At 71.9% G+C, this 24,701-nt stretch carries 19 protein-coding genes; 8 read left to right on the top strand and 11 right to left on the bottom strand.

Annotation, left to right across the window (positions count from 1 at the left end; genetic code table 11):
- Positions 1-550 precede the first annotated feature (550 nt).
- From ABZ919_RS20205 to ABZ919_RS20195, 3 genes are all read left to right on the top strand, one after another.
- Complete coding sequence (locus ABZ919_RS20205) at positions 551-2,350, top strand: sulfatase (protein WP_361249412.1); 1,800 nt, start codon at positions 551-553, stop codon at positions 2,348-2,350.
- A gap of 165 nt (positions 2,351-2,515) precedes the next feature.
- A complete protein-coding gene (locus ABZ919_RS20200; protein ID WP_361249409.1) occupies positions 2,516-2,848 on the top strand; it encodes a metalloregulator ArsR/SmtB family transcription factor in 333 nt (110 codons plus the stop codon).
- A 112-nt stretch (positions 2,849-2,960) separates the two neighbouring features.
- Positions 2,961-3,860, top strand: coding sequence for a TIGR03620 family F420-dependent LLM class oxidoreductase (locus tag ABZ919_RS20195; protein ID WP_361249408.1), 900 nt, complete (start codon positions 2,961-2,963; stop codon positions 3,858-3,860).
- On the opposite strand, the gene ABZ919_RS20190 is transcribed toward ABZ919_RS20195, so the two are convergent.
- Complete coding sequence (locus ABZ919_RS20190) at positions 3,850-5,346, bottom strand: acyl-CoA synthetase (RefSeq protein ID WP_361249405.1); 1,497 nt, start codon at positions 5,344-5,346, stop codon at positions 3,850-3,852. The genes ABZ919_RS20195 and ABZ919_RS20190 overlap by 11 nt on opposite strands.
- A gap of 226 nt (positions 5,347-5,572) precedes the next feature.
- On the opposite strand from ABZ919_RS20190, the gene ABZ919_RS20185 reads away from it, so the two are divergent.
- From ABZ919_RS20185 to ABZ919_RS20175, 3 genes are all read left to right on the top strand, one after another.
- On the top strand, positions 5,573-7,006 hold the full coding sequence (locus ABZ919_RS20185) for a cytochrome P450 (RefSeq protein ID WP_361249404.1): 1,434 nt from the start codon (positions 5,573-5,575) through the stop codon (positions 7,004-7,006).
- 28 nt (positions 7,007-7,034) lie between these two features.
- Positions 7,035-7,997, top strand: coding sequence for a (-)-alpha-amorphene synthase (locus tag ABZ919_RS20180; protein WP_361249750.1), 963 nt, complete (start codon positions 7,035-7,037; stop codon positions 7,995-7,997).
- A gap of 183 nt (positions 7,998-8,180) precedes the next feature.
- Positions 8,181-11,090 (top strand): AAA family ATPase, encoded by a 2,910-nt coding sequence (locus ABZ919_RS20175; protein ID WP_361249748.1) that lies wholly within the window; start codon positions 8,181-8,183, stop codon positions 11,088-11,090.
- A 31-nt stretch (positions 11,091-11,121) separates the two neighbouring features.
- Here ABZ919_RS20175 and ABZ919_RS20170 read toward each other — a convergent pair whose 3' ends face one another.
- The 10 genes from ABZ919_RS20170 to ABZ919_RS20125 form a co-directional block, all read right to left on the bottom strand.
- The gene (locus tag ABZ919_RS20170) at positions 11,122-12,672 is read right to left on the bottom strand and encodes an acyl-CoA synthetase (protein WP_361249401.1); all 1,551 of its coding nucleotides are present in this window, start codon (positions 12,670-12,672) and stop codon (positions 11,122-11,124) included.
- Positions 12,669-13,781 carry a nitronate monooxygenase family protein gene (locus ABZ919_RS20165; protein ID WP_361249398.1) on the bottom strand — a complete coding sequence of 371 codons (1,113 nt, stop codon included), beginning with the start codon at positions 13,779-13,781 and terminating at the stop codon, positions 12,669-12,671. Before ABZ919_RS20165 ends, ABZ919_RS20170 begins: the two co-directional genes overlap by 4 nt.
- A gap of 77 nt (positions 13,782-13,858) precedes the next feature.
- Complete coding sequence (locus tag ABZ919_RS20160; protein ID WP_361249395.1) at positions 13,859-15,424, bottom strand: NAD(P)/FAD-dependent oxidoreductase; 1,566 nt, start codon at positions 15,422-15,424, stop codon at positions 13,859-13,861.
- A 55-nt stretch (positions 15,425-15,479) separates the two neighbouring features.
- The gene (locus ABZ919_RS20155) at positions 15,480-17,633 is read right to left on the bottom strand and encodes a serine/threonine-protein kinase (protein ID WP_361249393.1); all 2,154 of its coding nucleotides are present in this window, start codon (positions 17,631-17,633) and stop codon (positions 15,480-15,482) included.
- 113 nt (positions 17,634-17,746) lie between these two features.
- A complete protein-coding gene (locus ABZ919_RS20150; protein ID WP_361249390.1) occupies positions 17,747-18,589 on the bottom strand; it encodes an oxygenase MpaB family protein in 843 nt (280 codons plus the stop codon).
- A 393-nt stretch (positions 18,590-18,982) separates the two neighbouring features.
- Positions 18,983-20,152 (bottom strand): LLM class flavin-dependent oxidoreductase, encoded by a 1,170-nt coding sequence (locus tag ABZ919_RS20145; protein WP_361249387.1) that lies wholly within the window; start codon positions 20,150-20,152, stop codon positions 18,983-18,985.
- 33 nt (positions 20,153-20,185) lie between these two features.
- Positions 20,186-21,382, bottom strand: a complete 1,197-nt coding sequence (locus ABZ919_RS20140; protein ID WP_361249385.1) for an SfnB family sulfur acquisition oxidoreductase — start codon at positions 21,380-21,382, stop codon at positions 20,186-20,188.
- Positions 21,379-21,936, bottom strand: coding sequence for an NADPH-dependent FMN reductase (ssuE, locus tag ABZ919_RS20135; protein WP_361249383.1), 558 nt, complete (start codon positions 21,934-21,936; stop codon positions 21,379-21,381). The genes ABZ919_RS20140 and ssuE overlap by 4 nt, the downstream gene beginning before the upstream one ends.
- 41 nt (positions 21,937-21,977) lie before the next feature.
- Positions 21,978-23,114: a dimethylsulfone monooxygenase SfnG gene (sfnG, locus tag ABZ919_RS20130; RefSeq protein ID WP_361249380.1), complete on the bottom strand. Its 1,137-nt coding sequence runs from the start codon at positions 23,112-23,114 to the stop codon at positions 21,978-21,980.
- A 175-nt stretch (positions 23,115-23,289) separates the two neighbouring features.
- Positions 23,290-23,370, bottom strand: a complete 81-nt coding sequence (locus ABZ919_RS20125) for a putative leader peptide (RefSeq protein WP_361249745.1) — start codon at positions 23,368-23,370, stop codon at positions 23,290-23,292.
- A gap of 137 nt (positions 23,371-23,507) precedes the next feature.
- Here ABZ919_RS20125 and ABZ919_RS20120 point away from each other — a divergent pair, with 137 nt between their 5' ends.
- Both ABZ919_RS20120 and ABZ919_RS20115 read left to right on the top strand, forming a co-directional pair.
- The gene (locus tag ABZ919_RS20120) at positions 23,508-24,434 is read left to right on the top strand and encodes a LysR family transcriptional regulator (RefSeq protein WP_361249377.1); all 927 of its coding nucleotides are present in this window, start codon (positions 23,508-23,510) and stop codon (positions 24,432-24,434) included.
- Positions 24,435-24,450: 16 nt separating this feature from the next.
- Positions 24,451-24,687, top strand: coding sequence for an AAA family ATPase (locus tag ABZ919_RS20115; protein WP_361249743.1), 237 nt, complete (start codon positions 24,451-24,453; stop codon positions 24,685-24,687).
- Positions 24,688-24,701: the final 14 nt, after the last annotated feature.

Raw genomic sequence — 24,701 nt, 5'->3', positions numbered from 1 at the left:
CCCAGCAGGACCACTCCGTGCGCACGATCGGCATCTCTCGACTACGTTGGGTGACTGTCGGTCGGACGAGCGACGCGATCCCGGCCCTACGGACCGGCACCGGTCACGCACGGAAGGATCACGGGTGTCTCACCACACGCCTAGTCACCTGCCGGGCAGCGCAGACGAGACGAACAACGAGCCGACGGACGCCGGGGGTCCCACCGGACGGACGGGGGGTGGGGCGCCTGCCCGGCCAGCCGGAAGCCGGGGGCCTGCCGGGCCGACCGAGGGCGAGGCACCTGCCCGGCCCACCGGGAACGAGGCACCTGCCGGGCCAGCCGGAAACGGGGGGCCTGCCCGGCCAGCCGGAAGCCGGGCGCCTGCCGGACCGACCGGGGGCGAGGCACCTACCCAGCCCACCGGAACCCCGGGGTTCGCCAGGCCGGTCCGGACGGGGAGCCCAGGTGGGTCGGGGGAAGGCGGCGCTTGCGCTGCTCGGAAGGCGGACGCACCCGCGGCATCCGGTCGGCCCAGGGAGCGGGCCCGAGTCGCGCGGGGGCCCAACCCCGTGACCGGCCCACTCGGCGGGCTCGCTCGCATCGCGCGGGACCTCGCCGCAAAGGTCCGGCCGACCGGCAGGCGCACCCGCATCGTCCAGGAGCTCGTCGCCGAGGCCCGGGCGACCGACAGGCGTGCCCGCTTCCCGCGGGACCTCGTCGCCGAGGCCCGGCCGACCGGCAGGCGTGCTCGCATCGCGCGGTGTGTGGTCGTGGGCTCGGGCGTGCTCGCCGTCGCCCTGCTGGTCGTGGCGCTGCTGCTGCCGGACCAGCCGGACAGTCTCGGCCCGGCCGCGTTCGTACGGCTGCCGGCCGAGGGCATCCTCGTCGCCGCCGTGCTGCTGGTGCTCCCGCCCCGGGCGAGGCGGGCCGGTGCGGTGGCCATCGGCGTGCTGATCGGGCTGGTCACATTGCTCAAATGCCTGGACATCGGCTTCTACACGGTGTTGTACCGCCCCTTCGACCCGGTGCTGGACTGGGGTCTGCTGGGCAACACGGCCGACTATCTGCGGGAGACCTCCGGCCGCACCGGCGAGCTGTTCGCCATCGCAGGTGCCGTGCTGCTGGCGGTCGTGGTCCCCGCCCTGACCGCGGGTGCGACGGTCCGGCTGGCCGCCCTGCTGGCCCGGCACCGCGCCCGCGCCGTCGGGGCAGTCCTGGCACTGAGCACCGCATGGGTCACATGTGTCGTGCTCGGCCTGCAGACCGGCGGCGCGTCCGTCGCCTCGACCCTCGACGCGGACCTCCTCGGCGACCGCGCCAAACAGGTCCGCGCCTCCCTCGCGGACGCCCGGCTCTTCCGGCGCCAGGCCGCCCACGACGCCTTCGCCCGCACGCCGCGCGACCGGTTGCTGACCGGCCTGCGCGGCAAGGACGTGCTGTTCACCTTCGTCGAGAGTTACGGCCGCTCGGCGATCGAGGATCCCGCGATGGCCCCGCGGATCGACGCGGTCCTGAAGGCGGGCAACGACACCCTCGAGGCCACCGGATTCCGGGCACGCAGCGGCTGGCTGCGCTCGCCGGTGACCGGTGGCGGCAGTTGGCTGGCCCACTCGACGTTCCTGTCCGGGCTGTGGATCAGCAACCAGCAGCGCTTCCGCACCCTCACCTCCAGCGACCGCACCACCCTCACCGGGGCGTTCCGCAGGACCGGCGCCTGGCGCACGGTCGGGGTCGTGCCGGGGGTGCTGGTGGCCTGGCCGGAGGGCCGCTTCTTCGGCCTCGACCACATCTACGACGGCCACCACCTCGACTATCACGGCCCGGACTTCGGCTGGTCGCAGGTGCCGGACCAGTTCACCCTGCAGACGTTCCAGCGGCGGGAGTTCGGGAGGCGGGGCCGGGGCCCGCTCATGGCGGAGATCATCCTCACCTCCAGCCACTATCCCTGGGCACCGTTGCCCCGCACGGTCGACTGGGCGAAACTGGGCGACGGCTCGGTCTTCCAGCGGATCAGGCGTGCGGGCAAGTCGGAGAGCGACGTCTGGCAGAGCCCGGAGAGCGTGCGCGCCGAGTACCGCACCTCCATCGAGTACTCGCTGAACAGTCTCGTCGGATGGCTGCGGCGCTACGGCAACCAGAACACCGTCCTGGTCTTCCTGGGCGACCACCAGCCGGTGCCGACCGTCACCGGGAACAGCCCCCGCAGGGACGTCCCGGTCACCGTCGTCGCCCACGATCCCAAGGTGCTGGACCGGATCTCCGGCTGGGGCTGGACGGAGGGCCTGAAGCCCGCGGCGAACGCCCCCGTCTGGCCGATGGACAGCTTCCGGGACCGGTTCCTGAAGGCCTTCGGCCCGCAACCGGGCTGATCGCCGCAGACCGCCGCAGACCCTGCTCATCGGTCCCGCGCGTCACGCCGGCGACCGGTACCCGGCGCACCACGGGATCGTGGACCTGTGCCCGAGGACGCGGGCCGACCCCCGGATCGTATCGACGTACCCCGAAACGTCGCCGGGTGCCTATACTCCGGAGGCATGACGGACGCCGCCCCCATCCCGGACCCCGACCTGGTCAACGCGCTGCGGGCGCTGTCCAATCCGATGCGGCTGCAGATGCTTCGCTGGCTGCGCGAGCCCGAGCGGCACTTCCCGATGGAGGCGGCCATCGCCGATCCGGCCGAGGTCGGTGTGTGCGTGAGCCACATCCAGGCCAAGGCGGGACTGGCGCAGTCGACCGTGTCGGCCTACCTGGCGGAACTCCAGCGCGCGGGTCTGGTCCGGGCGACGCGCGTGGGCAAGTGGACCCACTACAAGCGGGACGAACAGCGCATCGCCGATCTGGTCAGGGAGCTGGCGCAGACCCTCTAGCCCGGACGTCCTGACCACGGGCACTGCCGGGGTCGACCACCGCTTGCACTCATATCGTCAATCTGCGATATTCCGAATCATCGCATCGAACCGACGCACGGGGAGCGACACCATGACCGGGAAGAACGACCTGGACCTCGGTACGTTCGGGATCTACACCTTCGACTTCGAGCACCAGCCGGCCGGGCTCGTCCGGGACTCCGTCCAGGAGCTGGAGGACCTGGGCTGGCGAGCCGTGTGGATCCCCGAGTTGCTCGGGCGGGACGCGTTCACGCACGCCGGCTATCTGCTCGCTTCCACGCGACGGCTCAGCGTCGTGAACGGCATCGCGCGGATCTGGTCCCGGGAGGCCCGCTGGACGCACGGAGCCGCTCTGCTGCTCGCGGACGCCTACCCGGGACGGCACGTGCTCGGTCTGGGCTTCGGCGGGCAGCCGCGCCCGGGGGTCAAGCCCCTCGCCGCGATGGCCGCGTACCTCGACGAGCTGGACGCCATGGACACTCCCGGCCCCCTCCCGGCAGAGCCGGTACGGCGCCTGCTGGCCGCATACGGCCCCAAGATGCTGGAGCTGGCCCGCGAACGCGCCGCAGGCGCCCAGACCTACCACGTGAACACGGCCCACACCGCACAGGCGCGGGAGATCCTAGGGCCGGAGGCCTTCCTGGCCGCCGAGCATGCCGTGCTGTTCGAGACCGATCCGGTCCGGGCCCGCTCCCTGGCGCGCGAGCACCTGCACGGCTACCTCGGAACCCCGTACAACGTCGCCAAGTTCCGCCGGCTCGGCTACACCGATGCCGACCTCTCCGGCGGCGGCAGCGACCGGTTCGTGGACGACCTCGTCTTCTGGGGCGACCCGGACACGGTCGCCCGCAAGCTGCACGGGCACGTGGACGCGGGCGCCGACCACGTGGCCGTGCAGGTGATCGGGGTGCAGCCGGGCGGTTCGGCGCTGCCGCACTGGCGGGCGCTGGCCGACGCGCTGCTGCCCGCGAAGGGCTCGGCTAGCCGCTGAAGCGGTCTCTCAGCTCGCGCTTGAGGATCTTCCCGCTGGCGTTGCGCGGCAACTCGTCGACGAACAGCACCCGCTTGGGGGCCTTGAAGGGCGCGAGCTTCTCCTTCACATGCGTGATGAGCTGGTCCTCGGTCACCTCGCCGCGCGGGACGACGATCGCCGTGACGGCCTCGATCCACCGCTCGTCCGGCAGTCCGACCACGGCGGCCTCGGCGACGCACTCATGGGTGTACAGGGCGTCCTCCACCTGGCGTGACGCCACCAGGACACCGCCGGAGTTGATGACGTCCTTCACCCGGTCCACGATCGTGAAGTAGCCGTCGGCGTCACGCACCGCGAGGTCGCCGGAGTGGAACCAGCCGTCCCGGAAGGCCTCGGCGCTCTCCTGCGGCTTGTCCCAGTAGCCCTCGCACAACTGCGGTGAGCGGTAGACGATCTCGCCGGGCGTGCCGTCGGGCACGTCCTCGCCCCGGTCGTCCACGATCCTGGCGTCCACGAACAGCACCGTCCGGCCGCAGGAGTCCAGCCGGCCCTCGTGCTCGTCGGGGCCCAGCACCGTGGCCAGCGGGCCGATCTCGCTCTGCCCGAAGCAGTTGTAGAAGGCGAGCCGCGGCAGGCTTTCCCGCAGCCGCTGCAGGACGGGCACGGGCATGATCGACGCGCCGTAGTACGCCTTGCGCAGTCCTTCGAGGTCGCGGGTGGCGAAGTCGGGCCGGTTGGCCAGGCCGATCCACACCGTGGGCGGCGCGAACAGGCTGTCCACGCGGCCGGCCTCGATCAGGTCGAACAGCCGGTCCCCGTCGGGCCCGTCCAGGATGACGTTGGTGGCCCCGACGGCGAGGTAGGGCAGCAGGAACACATGCATCTGGGCCGAGTGGTACAGCGGCAGCGCGTGCGCCGGAAGGTCGCCGGCGCTCAGGTCCAGGGCGGTGATCGCGCTCAGATACTCGTGCACCAGGGCCCGGTGGGTCATCATCGCGCCCTTGGGCAGGGCGGTCGTACCGGAGGTGTACAGCAGCTGCACCAGGTCCTCGGTGCGGGGCTCGGGACCGTCGTACGGCGCAGCGTGCGCAAGCCGGCCGAGGAGCGAGTCCTCACCGTCCCTGAGCGGCAGCACCCGTACGCCGTCGGGGAGTCGGCCGACGAGCGCCGGGTCGGCGAGGACCAGGGTGCTTCCGGACTGGCCGACGAGGTACGCCAGGTCGTCGCCGGCGAGGTTCTGGTTGACCGGCACGTGCACCAGGCCCGCCCGGGCGCAGGCGAGGAAGGCGATCAGGTAGGCGTCGGAGTTGTGCCCGAAGGCGGCGACCCGGTCGCCGGGGGCGAGGCCCTGCGCGAGCAGCACGGAGGCCGCGCGGGAGACGGCGGCGTCGAGCTCCTCGTACGTCCAGCTGCGCGCGCCGTACTCCACCGCGACCCGCGCCGGGGTGCGTCGGGCGCTGCGCCGCAGCACCCCGTCGACCGTGCTGCCGTGTCCCTGCGTCATGACTCATGATCCTCGGTCGGGCGGGGAGAGAGGTCAAGCACGAGGGGCGGCAACAATCGTTCGGCGCATACGACTTCTGCTTCCGCGTGCTTCCGTGCGCCCCTGTGGAGAAAGGTTTTTGGACACCGAGCAACGATGAACTTGGGCAGGACATGTTGAGATCACGTCCGAAGCAGATGCACCGCAGATGCACCCATGTAAGCGTCACATCGAGCAGGAGGTATCCATGAGCCGTGCTGTGGCTGAACAAGAACGAACGTGGACGACAGGTACTGCTCCCGGCATATTCCCACTCCTCGGCCACGGTATCGCCTTCTACCGTCGGCCGCTGGCGTTTCTGAGTTCTTTGCCCGCGCACGGGGACCTGGTCGAGATACGGCTGGGCCCCCAGCGCGCCTGGATGGTGTGCCACCCGGAGCTGGCCCACGAGGTACTCATGGATCCGCGCACCTTCGACAAGGGTGGACCGCTGTACGACAGGCTCGGGAAGCTGATGGGGGACGGTCTCGTCACCTGCCGCCAGCCGGCGCACCGGGACAAGCGCAGGCTGCTCCAACCCGCCTTCCGTCCCTCCCACGTCACCGCCTACGCGGACCTCGTCACCGAAGAGGCCGAGTCGGTGTGCCGGGCGTGGCCGGTGGGGCAGGCGGTTCCCGTCACCGAGGCGATGATGGCGCTTTCGACACGTGTGATCAGCCGGGTCCTCCTCTCCGACACGCTGGACGACACCACGACCGCAGAGGTCCGGGACTGTCTCACCGACGTCGTCCGCGGCCTGTTCGTGCGCACGGTCGTACCGATCGACGTCCTCTTCCGCCTCCCCACACCCGCCAACCGCCGGTACCGGCGCGCGCTCTCCCGTCTGCACGCGATCATCGACGCGGCGATCGCGCAGCGGCGCCGGGGTGCCGACCGCGACGACGTGCTGGGGACCCTGCTGGCGGCCGCGCGCGGCGACGGCGGGGCACCGGCCATCACCGACCAGGAGGTCCACGACCACCTGATCACGCTGCTGCTCACGGGCGCCGAGACGCAGGCACTGTGCCTGGCCGGCGCCTTCAGCCTGCTGGCCCGTCATCCGGAGGCGGAGCGCCGCCTGCACGCCGAGCTCGACTCCGTCCTCGCCGGAGGCCGACGGCCCGGTCCCGACGACCTGCCGCACCTCGTGTACACCCGCTGCGTCGTCTCCGAGACGCTGCGCCACTCGTCCCCCGGCTGGCTCTTCACCCGCGTGGCCACCAGGGAGACGGAACTCGCCGGGTGCCGTCTGCCCGCGGGGGCCACCATCCTGTACAGCCCTTACCTCCTGCACCACGATCCCGCGTCGTTCCCCGACCCCGAGCGCTTCGACCCGGACCGCTGGCTGCCGGGGGTGCCCGCCGTCGCGCAGCGCCGCGCGATGATGCCGTTCTCCGCGGGCAGCCGTAAATGCCTCGGTGACGAGTTCGCCACGGTGGAGGCCGTCCTGGCGCTGGCGACCATCGCCGGCCACTGGCGGCTGCGTCATCTGCCGGGGTACGTCGAACGGCCGCCGCGCCCCGGGATCACCATGGGGCCGCGTGCGCTGATCATGGCCTGCGAGGCCCGTCCACAAGCAGCGGCCGCGCCTCGCGCGTCGGATTCCCGAACGGCGGGTGACCACGTTGTCGACCACACATGAGGAAATCACGCTGGGCCCACCCGACGGGATGCCGGTCTCCAGCCTCCGGGACCTGATCGACGCCAACCTCCACATGCCTTTCCCGTTCCGTCGCAACCCCTGTGGGTCGGGAATGGCGGCCGAAGTCGATGCATGGCTGGGAAAGTGGGGACTGACCGGCGGACCGGGTGTGCCCGCGATGATCGCCCGCACGCGCCCCGCCGAACTCGCGCGCTGCACCAGTCCCACCGTCGATGCCGGTCTGCTGCACATCGTGGCCCACCAGATCGCCTATCAGTTCATCTTCGACGACCTCGCGGAGGACGTCGGCCGGCGCTCTCCGGACAGGCTGCTGCCCATGCTGTGCGAGAGCGTCGAGATCCTGCGGGACGGCCGGAGGCCCAGCACTCCGCTGGGAGCGGCCCTGGCCGATCTCCACCGGCAGGTACGGGAACGGAGCACACCCGCGCAGGCCGCGCGGTGGGCCTGGAAGAGCCGTGAATACGTACACGGCCTGCTGTACGAAGCGGTGGCCCAGACCCAGCCCCGCCTCCTGCGGACCGGGGACTGCACCTCGATACGGTCGCTGACCGCGGGCGTCGAGCCGTTCTACCCCTTGTACGAGGCCGCCCAGCCACGCGAATTGACCGCTGCCGAGGTCCACCATCCCGGCCTGCGGCGACTGAGCCGCCTGTCGGCCGACGCCGCGGTGTGGACGGCCGACCTGTTCTCCGCGGTGAAGGAACAGCGCGCCGGCGAGGTGATCAACCTGGCCCTGGCCCACCAGCGCGAACAGCGGTGCTCTCTGCAGGCCGCCGTCCTCCTGGCCGTCCGGCAGATCAACGACACGATCGAGGAGTTCCAGCAGCTCCACGAGCAGATCGAACCGGAGTTGAGCCCCGCGGCCGCCGGTTACGTGGAGGGCATGATCGGCTGGATCCGCGGGTGCTACGACTGGTCCCGCACCGTGCCTCGCTACGCGGATGTGGCATCGGTGCCTGCCGTGCCGTAGGCCTCCTGGGATGCTCCGGTGACAGCGCCACCGGGAGGTGTCCATCCCTGGGTTCTACCCCATGGGCGGACATTCTCCCACCGGCACTTCGTGATTCACCCTATGGGGCCCAATCCGGCCTTCCTCACCTGGATGGGGCGTACGCTCGGCTCCCGAGCCGAGCGACAGAAGGCGGTACGGCACATGGCGACGGAGCCGCGGCACCCGGTCCCGGAGCAACGGACATTGATCGAGCGCCGAGGCGAACTCCAGGCCCTCGACGCCGCGTTCCGGGAGCTGCGACGCACCACGGATGGCGTGCCGCGAGCCAGGCGCAGGGGGCTGCTCGCCTTCAGCGGACCGGCGGGACTGGGCAAGACGGCACTCATCACGGAAGCACGTGACCGGGCCGCGGCAGCCGGATTCACCGTGCTGTCGGGCCGAGGCGGGGAGAAGGAACAGGGGTCGGCGTTCCGTGTGGTGCGCCAGTTGGTGCAGCCCTTGCTGGCGAGGATGGAGGGGGCGGAGCTCCGCGCCTTCCTGGGAAGCTGGTACGACGTCATGGCCGCCGTGCTCGGCCTCGAAGCCAGGGGCCCCGCCCCCGCACCGGACCCGACCGGGGTGCGCGAGGGTCTCGACTGGGTCATGACGCGCCTCACCATGAAGAAGGCGCCCGTCGTCCTGTTCCTGGACGACCTGCACTGGGCGGACGCCGAATCCCTGAGCTGGTTCGTCTCCTTCGCGTCCCGCGTCGATGATCTTCCCCTGCTCGTCGTGGTCTCCTACCGGCCCGACGAATTGCCGCCCGAGGCGGACGGACTCCGCGCGCTCGTCGGACGTCACGGAGACCGCCCGCGCGACCTCGCTCATCTGACCGTGGAGGGCGTGAGGCAGATCATCCGGAAGGAAGTCGGGGCGTCGGCCGAGGACGTGTTCTGCAAGGAATGCTGGTCGGCCACCGGCGGAAGCCCCTTCGAGACGGTGGAGCTCGCCATCGGGCTCGCCGAACGGAAACTGAGCGGCACCCAGGACGAGCTGCCCGCGATGCGTGAGCTCGCCGCGGCGATCAAGGGCCCGGGACTGATCGAGCGTCTGGAACGGCTCGGCACCGCGACCGTTCGCTTCGCACACACCGCGGCCGTACTGGGTTCGCCCTTCCCGCCACAGCTCGCCGCGACCATCGCGGTGCTCGGCGACGAGGCCACCGCCGAGGCGACCCAGCAGTTGCGCGCGGCCCGGATCCTCGCCGACGGCCATGGGCCCGAGGGCGAGCTCGAGTTCGTTCACCCGCTGATCGCCACGACGATCTACCGGTCCATCCGCACCGGTTTCCGGGCCGGGCTGCACAACGCGGCCGCGGTGGCCGTCCTCACCGCGGGATACGGCCCCACCGTCGCCGCCCGGCATCTGCTGGAGGTGCCCTGCGAGGGCAGTCCCGAGACGGTCGAGTGTCTGCGCGAGGCCGCTCGCGAGTACCTTCGCGCCGGGGCCACCGAGGCCGCCCGGCGGCTGCTGACCCGTGCGCTGCAGGAGCCTCCCCTTCCGGAGGACCGTGCCGCGGTCCTGCACGAGCTCGCCTGCGCCACGTTCCTGATCGAGCCCACGGCCACCGTGCGGTATCTCCGCCAGGCGCTGGCCGAACCCGATGTCGACCCCGATCTGCGCGCCTCCATCGTCTACCGGCTGACGACGGCGCTGGCCCATACCGACCAGCTGGCCGAGGCCGTGACCGTGGCCGCCGAGGAGGCACGGCAGGCCACGAACCCGCGCGTCAAACTGCGCATGCAGGCGGATCAGTTCGTCTGGAGCACGATGCGCGCCGACGATCCCGACTCGCCCGCCCGCTCCCGGACACTGGCGCGGCTCGCCGCGCAGCTGCCCGGTCGCAGCCTGGAGGAGCGCTACATCCTGGGACTGCGGGCCTGGGACGCCGTGCTGCGCGGCGAGCCGCGACAGACCGCCCTCACCTACGCGGAGAAGTCCCTCCGAGGCGGCATGAGCTGGACCGACGAGAACCGGGGCTTCGAGGTGCCCCTTTCGGTCGCGCTGGTGTTCATGTACGGCGACCAGCCGCGTCGGGCCGAGGAGTTGTTCGAGAAGGGCATCGCCGAGTGCACGCGCAAGGGCTGGCACGGCTCCCACCTGGCATTCGGCCAGACCATCGCCGGCTACGTCCGCTACCACCGCGGCTGCCTGGCGGAAGCCGAGGATCTGGTCCGGGAAGGCCTGCGCATCGCCGACAGGGTGGAGGGGGTCGTGGCCGCCCAGTGGTACGGCGTCGGCATCCTGATCCAGATCCTGCTGGCCCGTGGGCGGATCGCCGAGGCGCGCGTACTCGCCGACGAGCACCGCTTCGGCGCGACGGCTCCGAACGCCGTCATCTATCCCGACCCGCGCACCGTGTACGCGGAACTGCTCCTGGCGGAGGGGCGGCACGCCGAGGCGGCCCCGCTGCTGTCCTCGGTCGGGGACTGGCTGGACAGCCGGGCCTGGCGGAACCCGGCCTGGTGTCCGTGGCAGCTGCGGCTCGCCTCCGCGCTCACTCCCACCGACCCGGAAGCGGCCATCCGCCACGCCCAGGAGGCGGTGCGGCGCGCCCGGCACTTCGGCGCCGCCTCGATCACCGGCCAGGCACTGCACACCCTCGCCGAGGTGACCGGCGGGCCGGCGACGCTCGATCTGTACGCGGAGGCCGTGGACCAGCTGGGCCAGTCGCCCGCCGCCTACGAGCTCGCCCGCGCCCAGATCGGCCATGGCGCCGCACTGTCCCGCAACGGACGGCTGCAGGAGGCCGCCGATCGGCTGTACCAGGGCCTCGAAGGCGCCGTCCATTGCGGGGCCGAGGCGCTCGCCGCCCGGGCCAGGGCGGAACTCTCGGCGGCCGGGTTGCGCCCGCTGCCGCTGCGCTATGCGCAGGCCGACACCCTGACCGCTCAGGAACGCCGTACCGCCGAACTGACCGTCCGGGGGCACCCGGTGGCGGTCATCGCCAAGGAGCTGCACCTCACTGAGCAGGGCGTGCGGCAGCTGCTGTCCAGCGTCTACCGCAAGATCGGCACGGACGCCGCCGGTCTCGCCCCGTTCCTGGAGAGCCGTCCTCGCCGTCGCCCGTGAAGCCGTGGGCCTGCCGCGTCACGCCCTTCGCTCACACCGGCCGCGTCCGGCCCTCCCAGTACGGATCCCGCAACCGCCGCTTGTACAGCTTGCCGTTGGGGTCGCGGGGCATCTCGGCGATGAAGTCGACGCTCCTGGGGCGTTTGTAGCCGGCGAGCCGCTCGGCGCAGTGCGCGAGGAGGGCCGCGGCCAGATCCGGGCCGGTCTGGTGGCCGGGGACGGGTTCGACCACGGCCTTGACCTCCTCGCCCCAGTCGTCGTGCGGGATGCCGAAGGCGGCGGCGTCGGCGACGGCCGGATGGGAGAGCAGCACGGACTCGATCTCGGCCGGGTAGATGTTCACCCCGCCGGAGATGATCATGTCGATCTTGCGGTCGCGGAGGAACAGATAACCGTCCTCGTCCAGGTAGCCGAGGTCGCCGACGGTGAAGAAGTCGCCGATGCGGTTCTTGCGGGTCTTGGCCTCGTCCTTGTGGTAGGAGAAGCCGCCCGTGTTCATCTTCATGTAGACCGTGCCGAGTTGGCCGGGCGGGAGCCGGTTGCCGTCGTCGTCGAAGACCGCGAGCTCGCTGATGGGCCACGCCCTGCCGACGGTGCCGGGCTTCTTCAGCCAGTCCTCGGCGGTGGCGAAGGCACCGCCGCCCTCGCTGGCCGCGTAGTACTCCTCCACGCAGTGCCCCCACCAGTCGATCATGGCTCGCTTGACGTGGTCCGGGCAGGGCGCGGCGCCGTGGATGGCGTGCCGCATGGACGACACGTCGTACCGCGCCTTCACCTCGCCGGGGAGGGCGAGCAGGCGGTGGAACTGGGTGGGGACCATGTGGGTGTGCGTGCACCGGTGGGTGTCGACGAGGCGGAGCATCTCCTCCGGGGTCCACTTGTCCATGAGCACCAGACGGTGCCCGATGTGCAGCGACGCGCCCGCGAACTGCAGGACGGCCGTGTGGTACAGCGGTGAGCAGACCAGGTGGACGTTGTCGTCGAACGGCTTGATGCCGAAGATGCCGAGGAAGCCGCCCAGGTACGCCTCCTCGGGCGCCTTGCCGGGCAGCGGGCGGCGGATCCCGCGTGGGCGTCCCGTCGTGCCGGAGGTGTAGTTCATGACCCAGCCGAGCTCGCGGCCGCCGGGCACGGACACCGGTTGTCCGTCGAGGAATTCGGCGTACGGCCGGAAGCCGTCGGCCGCGCCGACCGCGTAGCGGTGGGTGGCGGGGAGTCCCGCCTCGTCGGCGGCGGCGCGTGCGGCGGCGGCGAACCGTTCGTGGGCGATGATTACCTTGGCGCCGGAGTCGGCGACGATCCAGGCGATCTCGGGGCCGACGAGGTGGTGGTTGACCGGGACCAGGTAGAGGCCGGCCTGCGTGGCGGCCAGGTAGGCGGTGAGGAACTCGACGCTGTTCGGCAGGACGGCGGCGAAGGCGTCGCCGCGCTGCAGGCCGGCCGCACGCAGCCCGTGCACGAGCCGGTTGGCGGCGCCGTTCAGCCGTCCGGCGGTCCACTCCTCGCCGTCGGGGGCGACGAGGACGGTGCGGTCGGGCTGCTGGGCGGCCTGCGCCCAGAATCCGGCGGGGGGTGTGCTCACGACTGGCCGCTCCTTCCGGCGATGCGGTTGATGCGGTCCACGGCCTTCTCGAAGCCGCGGGTGAGGTCGTCGAAGACGGCCTGGACGCTGCGTTCGCTGTTCATCCGGCCGACGATCTGGCCGACCGGCGTACCGAGCAACGGCTCGACCTCGTACTTCTGGATCCGGGAGACCGCCTCGGCCACCAGCAGGCCCTGCAGCGGCATGGGCAGGGTGCCGGGTCCGGCCGGGTCGTCCCAGGCGTCGGTCCACTCGGTACGGAGCTGGCGTGCGGGTTTGCCCGTGAGGGCACGGGAGCGGACGGTGTCGCCGGACCCGGCGGCGAGCAGCTTGCGGGTGAGGGCGGGCGCGTGCAGGTCGGCCTCCGTGGTGGTCAGCCAGACGGAGCCCAGCCACACGCCCTGCGCGCCGAGCGTGAGCGCGGCCGCCACCTGCTGTCCGCTGCCGATGCCGCCGGCGGCCAGCACGGGCAACGGGTGGACCGCCTCGACGACTTCCGGCGTGAGCACCATGGTGGCGATCTCACCCGTGTGGCCACCGGCCTCGTACCCCTGGGCGACGACGATGTCGATGCCGGCCTGCCGGTGTTTGCGGGCGTGCCGGGCGCTGCCCGCGAGCGCCGCGACCAGCACCCGGCGGTCGTGGGCGCGGGCTACGACGTCCGCGGGCGGGGAGCCGAGGGCGTTGGCCAGCAGCCTGATCGGGTAGTCGAAGGCCACGTCGAGCTGGGTGCGCGCGACCTGTTCCATCCAGCCGGTGATGCGCCACCCGGACGGCTCCCCCGCGGCCAGCTCCGGGACCCCGTGCTTGGCGAGGGTCTCCCGCACGAACTGCCGGTGCCCCTCGGGGATCATCGCCTCGACGTCCGCCTCCGTCACGCCCTCGACCTTCTTCGCGGGCATGACGACGTCCAGCCCGTAGGGCCGGCCGCCGGCGTGTGCGTCGAGCCAGTCGAGGTCGCGTCTGAGGTCGTCGGGGGTGGTGTAGCGGACCGCGCCGAGCACACCGAAGCCGCCGGCCCGGCTGATGGCCGCGGCGACGGCGGGGAACGGCGTGAAGCCGAAGACGGCGTGCTCGATTCCCAGTTTCCTGCTCAGCTCCGTCTGCATGGGCGCAGGATGCCGCAGCCGGCCGGACGACGGAAGAGGTTTTCTGACGTTCCGTCAGATCGACTGGGGTGCGGGCCTCATGAGGTGGCTTCCAGCACCGCCATCGCCGCGTTGTGTCCCGGCACCCCGCTCACCCCTCCCCCGCGCACCGCTCCCGCGCCGCACAGCAGGACGTTCGGGTGGCGGGTCTCCACTCCCCAACGGCCCGTCTCCTGCTGGGCGTAGGGCCAGGACAGGGCGCGGTGGAAGATGTTGCCGCCGGGCAGCCGCAGGTCCCTCTCGAGGTCGAGCGGGGTCTTGGCCTCGATGCACGGGCGGCCGTCGGCGTCGGTGGCCAGACAGTCGGCGAGGGGCTCGGCGAGGTGGGCGTCGAGCTGGGCGAGGGTGGATTTCAGCAGTTCCCCGCGCACGCCGTCGTTGTCCCGGTCGAAGAGCCGGGCCGGGGTGTGCAGGCCGAACAGGGTGAGCGTCTGGTAGCCGCGTTCGGCGAGGTCGGGGCCGAGGATGGTGGGGTCGGTCAGGGAGTGGCAGTAGATCTCCGAGGGCGGCGTGGCGGGGAGTTCACCGGCGGCGGCCTGGGCGTGGGCGGTGGCGAGCTGCCGGTAGCCCTCGGCGATGTGGAAGGTGCCGGCGAAGGCCTCACGCGGGTCGACGTCCGGGTCGCGCAGCTTCGGCAGCCGGGTGAGCAGCATGTTGACCTTGAGCTGGGCCCCCTCGGCCGGCTCGGGCGCCGCGTCGCCGGTGAGCACGGCGAGGTCCTGGGGGGAGGCGTTCACCAGGACGTGCCGGGCGGCGGCGATTCCCTCGCCGTCGGCGGTGCGGTAGGTGACCTCGGCGGTGTGCCCGTCGGTGGCGATGCGGACCGCCTCGTGCCCGGTCGCGACGACGGCGCCGGCCGAGCGGGCGGCGGCGGCCAGGGCGTCGGTGAGGGCGCCCATGCCGCCGACGGGCACGTCCCAGGCGCCGGTGCCGCCGCCGATGACGTGGTACAGGAAGCAGCGGTTCTGGGTGAGGGAGGGGTCGTGGGCGTCGGCGAAGGTGCCGATCAGGGCGTCGGTGAGGACCACGCCCCGGACCAGGTCGTCCGCGAAGTTCTCCTCCACGGCGACGCCGATCGGCTCCTCGAACAGCGCCCGCCAGGCGCTCTCGTCGTCGATGCGCCGGCGCAGCTCCTCCCGGGTCGGCAGGGGTTCGGTGAGCGTCGGGAAGACCCGCTCGGCGACGCGCGTGGTCATGCCGTAGAAGCGCTTCCAGGCCGTGTACTCGCCGTCGCCTCCGGTCAGCCGGGCGAAGGCGTCCCGGGTGCGCTGCTCACCGCCGCCGACGAGCAGTCCCGTGGGCCTTTCGGCCCGCTCCACCGGGGTGTACGAGGAGATGGTGCGGGCGCGGACCCGGAAGTCCAGCGCCAGGTCGCGCACGATCTTCTGCGGCAGCAGGCTCACCAGGTAGGAGTAGCGCGACAGCCGGGCGTCGACGCCGGCGAAGGGGCGGGTGGAGACGGCGGCGCCACCGGTGTGGTCCAGCCGTTCCAGCACCAGCACCGAGCGGCCGGCGCGGGCCAGGTAGGCGGCGGCGACCAGGCCGTTGTGTCCACCGCCGACGATGACGGCGTCGTAGGTGCGGGTGTGCTCGTTGGCAGGCATGGTCCTTCGTAACACGTGATGATCCACGGCGGCCAGAGGTGTGCCCCGGCCGGGGTCAGGCTCCGCCGGGTGCGAGCCGCCTGCGGACCACCGCCACTCTGCGGTACAGCTCACCGGCCTCGGTGCCCCGGCCGAGCCGCTCCAGGCAGTGCGCCTCGTCACCCCGCGCGGACAGGGTGTCGGGGTGGTCCCAGCCGAGGACCTGCTCGCGGGTGGCGGCTGTCCGCCGGTACTCGGTGAGGGCTTCCGCCCAGCGGCCCAGCCAGCCGAGGGCCACCGCGACCTCGCGGCGGCTGACGAGCGTGTCGAGATGTGCGGGCCCCAGGACCTGCTCGCGCAGCAGGCACACGTCCCGCGCCTCGCCCAGGGCCTCCTCCCAGCGCCCGAGCCTGCCGAGGTGGACACCGAGGCCGTGGCGGGCGCGCAGGGTCTCGGGATGCGTGGGGCCCTGGACGCGGCTGCGGTCCGTGATCAGTGCCCGGTACACGTTCAGGGCGTCCGCGCTGCGGCCGAGGCGGCCGAGGCTGAGTGCGGTCTCGTAGCGGGCGGCCAGGGTGTCGGGATGGTCCGGCCCCAGGACACGCGCCCTGGCCTCGGCGGCCTCGCGGTAGAGGCGCAGCGCCTCCTCCCAGTGGCCCGACTGGCCCTGGGCGTAGGCGACTTCGCAGCGCGAGACCAGGGTGTCGGGGTGCTCGGGGCCGAGCACCCGGGCCCGGGCGGCGGCCACCTCCAGCGCCGTACGGCGGGCGTCGTCCAGGCGGCCGAGCCGGCCGAGTGTGCAGGCGAGGTTGTGGCGGCAGCGCAGGGTGTCGGGGTGGTCGGGACCCATGGTGCGCACCCGGGCGGCCAGCACCTCCGCGTAGACCTGGTGGGCCTCGAAGTGGCGGCCCAGCCGGCCCAGCGCGTAGGCCGTCTCCTGGCGGGCGGCCAGGGTGTCGGGGTGGTCGGGCCCGAGGACACGCGCCCTGGCCGCGGCGAGGTCCGTGTAGGCGGCCAGCGCCTCGGCGACCCGGCCGGCCCGGATGAGGGCGAAGGCCGCCTCGTGGCGGCCGGCCAGGGTGCCGGAACCGCCCGGACCGGGAAGCTCCGCGGGGGGAGGCAGAACGGGTCGTCGAGCGTCCGCGGGCCCGTTGCGGCTGGTCGCGCCCACGCGGCGGGAGCCGCATGCCGGATCCGGCCCCGCACCCCCCCGGGGCGCTGCCGCCCACCGGGCCGACAGTGCCGCGCCCGCGTCCGGAGGCAGCGCGCCCGGACCGGCACCGAGCGCCTTGTGGCCCGTGGTCATGCCGCTGGTCCAGGACGGCAGGCGGGTTCCGCCTCCCGTGTCCGGGGTCCGAACGGCACGGACGGAGCCGCTCGTCGTCCGTCCGGCCCTGATCCGGCGGACCACCTCACCCGCGTCATCAGGCCGTTGCTCGGGCCGCTTGGCCAGCAGGTCGAGGATGGCGGCCTCGAGATGGCCGGGCAGCTCGGTGCGCAGCTCGCGCGGGGGCCGGGGCGGGGTGTCGCGGTGGCCGATGAGGATCGCCCAGGCGTCCTCCAGGTCGAACGGCGGTGCCCCGGTGGCTATTTCGTAGAGTACGCAGCCCAGCGAGTACAGGTCGCTGCGCTGGTCCACCGGGTTGCCGCCGATCTGCTCCGGGGACATGTAGTGCGGGGTGCCGAGGGCGACGCCCGTGCCGGTCAGCCGGGCGGTGAAGCCGATGTCGTGCCCGAGCCGGGCGATGCCGAAGTCGCAGATCTTCACGGTGCCGTCGGCCAGCCGCACGATGTTGGCCGGTTTCAGGTCGCGGTGGACGACGCCCTGCCGGTGGGTGTAGGCGAGGGCGGCGGCGACCTGCGCCGCGATGTCCTCCACCTGGTCCACCGGCAGGGGATGCCCCTTGTTGTCCTGCAGCAGCCGGCTCAGGTCGCGGCCGTCCAGCAGCTCCATGACGAGATACGGGACCCCGTCGGACTCGCCGAAGTCGTGCACGACGGTCACCCCGCGGTGCGAGAGGCCGGCGGCCACTCTGGCCTCGCGGCGGAACCGCTCGCGCAGGACGCGGGCGAGCGAGGGATCGTGGTACGGCCCGAGCGGCTTGAGACACTTCACCGCGACCTGCCGGCCGAGGGACTCGTCCCTGGCCCGCCACACCTCGCCCATCCCGCCCCGCCCGATCAGGTCGAGCAGCCGGTACCGGCCCTGAACCAGCCTGTTCTCCCCCATAGCGATCCGCCGCCCCCGTCGCCGTCCGCCCCGCCGCCGGGAGGCCGCCCGGACCGCACGCCCCTCCGCACCGGCCCGATCCGCGCCACCCCCTGCTCGTCCAGTATGGCGGTCTATCGCCCGACTTTGTACGGTGCCGGGCGCGCTTGTGGCCCGAGCCGGGCCATGGCCCGCAGGATGTGTTTGGGCGGCAGTTGCCAGCGCAGATGTGCGGGAACGCTTCGCAGCAGCGCACCTGCGGCCCGCAGTCTGCGCGTGACGACGTCGGGCGCGGGGGCCGGTCTGCCGTACAGCTCATGGGCGTACGGCGGCAGAGCGGCGTACGCCAGTTGCGCCACGCGCCGCCACAGCACCTCGCGCGCCGGGACGAGGAGGGGGTGCGTCGGCGGGCGGAGCAGGAAGTCGTCCACCTCGCGTGCCTCGGGCCCCGCCGCCAGCTGTGGCCGCACCGTGGCGAAGTACGCGGCGAGTTCGGCCCGGCTCCCCGGTACGGTCTCCGCATCGAGCCCCACCAGACGTGCGCTGACCCGGTGTTCGGCCAGGTACCGGTCGGCCTGGGCGTCGGTGAGCGGGAATCCGGAGCGGCGCAGGACGTGCAGATAGGAGTCGATCTCCGCACAGTGCACCCACAGCAGCAATCCTGGTTCGTCGATGCCGTACCGCTCGCCGGTGTCCGGGTCGGTGGCCGTCAGCATGCTGTGGATCTTCCGTACGCGGGCGCCGGCCCGCTCGGCGGCCTCGGTCGTGCCGTAGGTCGTCGTACCGACGAAGTTCGCGGTGCGCATGAGCCGGCCCCATGCGTCGCGCCGGAAGTCGGAGTTCTGCATGACGCCGCGCACCGCGCGCGGGTGCAGCGCCTGCAGGTAGAGCGCGCGGACACCGGCGACCCACATCATGGGGTCGCCGTGCATCTGCCAGGTCACGGAGTGCGGCGTGAAGAGCCCGGGGTCGCCCATGCCCGCAGTGTGACTGGGCTTGTCAGTTGACACAAGGAAACCCTCATGACCTGCACTGATGCCAACTGGCTCTACCGCCTGGAGCTAGATTGTCCCGTTACTTCCGTGAGCGAGGCTCGATCGAGCGACATCAGGGCATTTGGCTACACGACGCGTGGTGATCTGGGGTGTGACCGCGGCTGACTGATCCACGCTCCCGGATGACGAGTCGAAGCCGTCGAACCCGGCGCCTCCGTGGGATCGGGGCCCGGTGATGCCAGGGAGCCCGGAGTCGGACGCCTCGTCCAGTTCTGTGCGCGGCAGGACGCGTTCAGCGTCGCGCAGGGCGGCCTCGCGGGCGGACTCGACGGCCGGCTCGGCCGGCGACGGCAACCGCCTCGGCGTCGTCGGCGATCACGTGGGGCATCGCACGCTCCCGGCGTCGGCGAAGGGGACCTGGGCGGCGGGGGCCACCTGCTGCCCGTACGGGTGCTGCCACAGACCCTGCGCCTGAAGCTTCGGCAGCACGCCCTCGCCGAACCAGTACGCCTCTTCCAGATGCGGATACCCGGAGAAGATGAACTCCTCGATCCCCGACGCGGCGTACTCCTTGATCCGCTCGGCAACCTCGGTGTGGCTGCCGACCAGGGCGGTCCCTGCTCCACCCCGCACCAGACCGATGCCCGCCCACAGGTTGGGATGGATCTCCAGCCCCTCCCGGCTCCCACCCCCGTGCAGGGCCAGCATCCGCTGCTGTCCCTCCGACTCACTGCGGGCGAGCCCGGCCTGAACCTGCCGCACGGTCTCCGCATCGAAGCCCGCCAGCAGCCGCTCCGCCTCGGCCCAGGCCTGCTGGGAGGTGTCGCGGGTGATGACGTGCAACCGGATTCCGAAGCGGACGCTGCGGCCCTCCTTCGCGGCCAGCTCCCTGATCCAGACGATCTTCTGCGCGACGGCGGCGGGCGGCTCACCCCAGGTGAGGTAGACGTCCACATGCCTGGCGGCAACTTCTCCGGCGATCGGCGAGGAGCCCCCGAAGTACACCTCGGGCACCGGGTCGGGCACCCGGGCCAGCCTGGCGTCCTCGACCCGGAGGTGCTCGCCGGCGAGGTCGACGGTCTTGCCCTCCCACAACCCCCGGACGATTTCCAGGAATTCGCCGGTGCGCCGGTACCGCGCGTCCTTGTCGAGGAAGTCCCCGTAGGCCCGCTGCTCGTGGCTCTCGCCGCCGGTGACGACGTTGAGCAGGAGCCGTCCGCCGGTCTGCCTCTGGAAGGTGGAGGCCATCTGCGCCGCGAGCGTCGGCGAGACGAAGCCGGGGCGGAAGGCGACGAGGAACTTCAGACGCTCGGTGTTCTGGCTGACCATGGCGGTGGTCAGCCACGCGTCCTCGCACCACGCGCCGGTCGGCGTGAGAGCGCCGACGAAGCCGAGGTCCTCGGCGGCGCGGGCGATCTGGCTCAGGTAGGCGACCGTCGGTGGCCGGTCGCGCCCGGACTGCGTGGCGGGGGTGCCGTGGCCGCCGCCGACGACGTGGCGGCTGTCACCGTTGGTGGGCAGGAACCAGTGAAAGGTGAGGGACACGTGAGGGCTCCGATCGGTGTTCGTCAGCGTTGGTCACAGGAGGCCGTGCCGGGGCGGCCTGGTGCCGTTGAGCACGTAACGGCCGATGTGCTGGACCTTCCAGCGGGCCGGGTCGTGCAGGGTGTGGGTGCGCGCGTCGCGCCAATGGCGGTGCAGTCCCAGGGAGTCGAGCGCCGAGCGGGTGCCCGACACCTCGAAAAGGGCGCTGGCGACCTCCACGGCGGCCTCGGCCGCCGTCACTTTTGCGGTGGCCACCGCGATCGAGGCCTCTGCGGCAGATTCGTCGGTCAGGTCGGCGCGGGCGTCGTCGACCGCGCGGGCGGCCTCGCGAAGCAACGCTTCGGCAGCCCTTTCTCTGATCGCCAGCTCGCCGAACCGCTGGATGAGCAGCGGATCCTCCGCGGCGGTCGCGTGCCCCTCGGCGGCGCTCTCGAACCAGGGGCGGCTGTTCGTACGGACGAACTCCACCGCCTCGGCCAGCGCCCCGGAGGCGATCCCGGCGTCGATGGCCGCGTGCAGCAACTGAGCTACTGCGCCGTGGAGTTGGGGGCCCTGGAAGGTGAGGTGGTGCGGCACGACGCGGTCGGCGGGCACGGGCACCGACTGCAGGCGGACGGTTCCGCTGGCGGTGGTGCGCTGTCCCATGCCGTCCCAGTCGTCCACGACGGTAAGGCCGGGCGCATCGCGCGGGACGTACGCCACGTGCAGGGTGTCGTCCTCGGTGCGGGCGAGGACGGGGATCCAGTGGGCGAACAGCGCGCCGGTGGAGTAGTGCTTGACCCCGTCGAGGACGTACGACCCGTCCGGGAGCCGGGCGAGGCGGGTGCGGATGTCCTGGACGTGCTGGGTGCCCGCCTCGGACTGGGCGTTGCCGAACCGCTTGCCGGCCAGTACCTCGCCGAAGAAGAACTCCTGCTGCTCGTCGGTCCCGTGCCGGCGCAGCACGTTGACGTACACGAAGTGGCTCTGCGGGATCTGGGCCAGACTGGCGTCGGCGGCGGCCAGCAGTCGGAAGATCTCGGCGACCGTGTCCGCACGGACGTCCGCGCCGCCGAACCGGGCGGGCACGGTCACGGCGAGCAGCCCGGAGACGGACAGCCGCTCCAGTTCCGCGTGGGGGAGCCTGCGCCGCGCGTCCCGCTCGGCGGCGCCCTTGCGGAAGTCCGCGGCCAGTTCCGCGGCCACGGCGAGGGCCTCGGCGTCGTCCGCGATGACGTGCGCGGCGCTCATCCGGCGGCCGCCAGCAGTGTCGTCCGCCCGCCCAGCGCGGCCGAGAACTGGTCCGTGACCTGCGCCAGAGCCTCGGCCGATCCCGGCGCGACTTTCAGCGTGCCGTCCTCGCCCACCGTGATGTCCTTGTCGAGCGTGAACCAGCCCGGCGTGATGTGCGCGGGGCCCATGGAGGCCAGCACCGGGCGCAGGGCGTAGTCGATGGCCAGGACGTGGGCGGTGGTGCCGCCGGTGGCCAGCGGGAGGACCGTCTTGCCCGCCAGGGCGTACTGCGGGAGCAGGTCGAGCAGGGACTTCAGCAGTCCGGAGTAGGCGGCCTTGTAGACGGGGGTCCCGATCACCACCCCCTCCGCCTGCTCGAACAGGGCGTTGGCCCGGACGATCGCCGGGTGAGCGAAGTCGGCCCCGAGCAGCGCCTCGGCAGGCAGGGTACGAACGTCCAGCGCAATCACCCGGTGCCCCTGGGCGATGAGCCGCTCGTCCAGGTGGCGCAGCAGCCGAGCGGTGCGGGAGGTGGCGGAGGGGCTTCCGGAGACGGACAGGACAGTGGCCATGGGAGGACCTTTCGGTTCGTCGTTTCGTGTGCGGGCCGGGGTCAGGCGTGGGCGGCGGCGGGCTCGGACGCGGCTTCCTGTGCCTCCAGTTCGCGCACCAGGGGCAGCACCCGCTTGCCGAAGTACTCGACCTCCTCCAGGTAGTGCAGGAAGCCGAGGAGGAAGAGGTCGACGCCTAGCCGCTTGTAGGCGACGATCCGCTCGGCGATCTGCTCGGGGGTGCCGATCAGACCCGTGCGGAAGCCGTCGTTGTACTGGACGAGGTCCTCGAACGTGGAGTCCTGCCACATGCCCTTGCCGTCCCCGGTGGACGGACCGGCCTGCTGGACGGCGTCGCGGAAGCCGTGCACGGCCTGTGTGTCGGCCTTGGCGACGATCTCGCGGAGCGTGTCGCGGGCTTCGGCCTCGGTGTCGCGGGCGATGAGGAACCCGTTGAGGCCGAACTTCGGAGCCTTCCGGCCCGCTTGGGCGGCGGAGCCACGGACGTCCTGGATCTGCTCGGTGACGCCGTCGAAGTCCTTGCCGTTGGAGAAGTACCAGTCGGAGACGCGGCCGGCCATGGCGCGCGCGGCGGTGGAGTTGCCGCCCTGGAAGATCTCCGGGTGCGGACGCTCGGGGGTGTTCAGCGGCTTGGGCTTGAGGGAGAAGTCGCGCAACCGGTAGAAGTCCCCGGAGAGTTCCGCGTGGTCCTCGGTCCAGATCTTCCGCAGGGCGCGGATGAACTCCTCGGAGCGCCGGTAGCGCTCGTCGTGCTCCAGCCAGGGCTCGCCCAGCGCGGTGAACTCGCCCTTGAACCAGCCGCTGACGACGTTGACGGCGAAGCGGCCGTTCGACAGGTGGTCGGCGGTGGCGCCGAGTTTGGCGAGGACGCCCGGGTGCCACAGGCCGGGGTGGACGGCGGCGATGACCTTCAGCCGCTGGGTGGCGAGCAGCAGGGCGAGGCTGAAGCTGGTGGACTCGTGCTGGTACTCGGCGCCGTAGCTGGCCATGTAGCGGACCTGGCTGAGCGCGTAGTCGAAGCCGTTGTTCTCGGCGAGGACGGCGAGTTCACGGTTGTAGTCGTAGCCCCAGTCGGTGCGCTGCTCGACGGTGCTGGTGACCAGACCGCCACTGACGTTCGGCACCCAGTAGGCGAAGCGGACGGGATCGGATCCGGGGTATGCGAAGGATGCGGGCATGGGAACTCCTGGCTGGAGAATGCTGCGCGGGCAGGACGAATGGGCTCCGCGGAATTCAGGCACGCTGGAGCGGCGTTCCCGGGAAAGCCGTCGTCACGACGGAAATGAGCCGGGACCGGAATTCACGGAAGGAAGTCACAGAGGGAGCGGGTGGGAGGGTTTCCCTCGGGCGCGCTCAGACCCGACAGCGACAGGAGGCGCTGGAAACACGCGCAAGGTCGACATGGCGTCGCCGCGTGAGGTCCTGTCGCTTCATGCCATCGATCGAACCAGGGGGGAGTCCGGCCGGTCAAGAATGCCCGGATGTGATTCCACATGGTGAGAGTCGGTATTCACGAGGTTGTGACAGGGATTCCCTTGAACCCGGTCCCGGGAGGGCGCAGTCTCCTGTTCGTGCGTATCGAACAGCTCGAATACATCGCTGCCGTCACACGCCTCGGTTCGCTGCGGCGCGCCGCCGAGGAACTGCACCTGTCCCAGCCGGCGCTCAGCGAGACCGTACGCAATCTGGAGCGCGAGCTCGGCGTGGACCTGCTGGAGCGCAAGCGGTCCGGGGCGAAGATCAGCGACGAGGGACGCGAGCTGCTGCCGCACATCATGAGCGTGCTGGACGCGGTCGACCGGCTGCGCGGCGCGGCCGGCGACCAGCACCGCATCAGCCGCATGGTCCGGCTCGGCACGGTGAACACCGCTACCGTGCCGCTGGTCATCCCGACCGTGCGCGAGTTCCGGGCCTCGCACCCGGTCACCCAGGTGGAGTTGGTCGGCGCGCAGCAGGCCGACATCCACCGCGGGCTGCTGGAGGGCGCCTTCGACCTGGGACTGGTGAACTACCTCCGGGGCGACGACATGCCGCCCGGCTTCGAGACGAGGGAGTTGCTCTGCGGCCGGCCGGTGGTGTGCGTGCGTCCGGACAGTCCACTGGCGGCCCTGGACGCGGTGGACGCGGACAGTCTCCTGGCCGAGCCGCTGGTCGTGATGCGGTCCGGCTATGTGATGCACCGTTTCGTGCACCGGCTGCTCCGCGGCCGGACTCCGTCCTTCTCGTACTCCACCGACGGTGCGGAGATGGGCAAACTGATGGTGGCCGAGGGGCTGGGGGCCACGGTGCTGCCGGACTTCAGCGTCGTCGGCGACCCGCTGGAGCGACGGGGCGCGATCACTGTGCGGCCGCTTGCGGGGGATGCGACCGACGTACTGCTGGTACTGCAGCGCCGCCATTCCGGCTCCGTTCCGCGGGCGGTCCGCGACCTCCACGAGCTCTTCGTGCGCAACGCCCAGGCGTACGTCGCCTCTTCGCGACGTCTGACGGAGGGATGATCCCGTGCAGATCGTCATGGGCGGCCTGCCCGGCACCGGCAAGACCACCCACGCCCGTCTCCTGGCGGCCCGGATCGGCGCGGTCCATCTGCGGGTCGACACCATCGAGCAGGCCATCGTCCGCTCCGGGGCGGCCCCGGCACCCGATTGGTCCCGTGGGCTACGCCGTCGGACATGCCCTCGCCGAGGGACATCTGCGGCAGGGGCTGAACGTGATCACGGAATCGGTCAATCCACTGGGTGTGACGCGTGACGCCTGGCGGGACA

Origin of the sequence: Streptomyces sp. NPDC046759 (assembly GCF_040645475.1) — a bacterium.
Lineage (GTDB): Bacteria > Actinomycetota > Actinomycetes > Streptomycetales > Streptomycetaceae > Streptomyces.
This window is presented reverse-complemented; position numbering and strand designations above follow the sequence as displayed.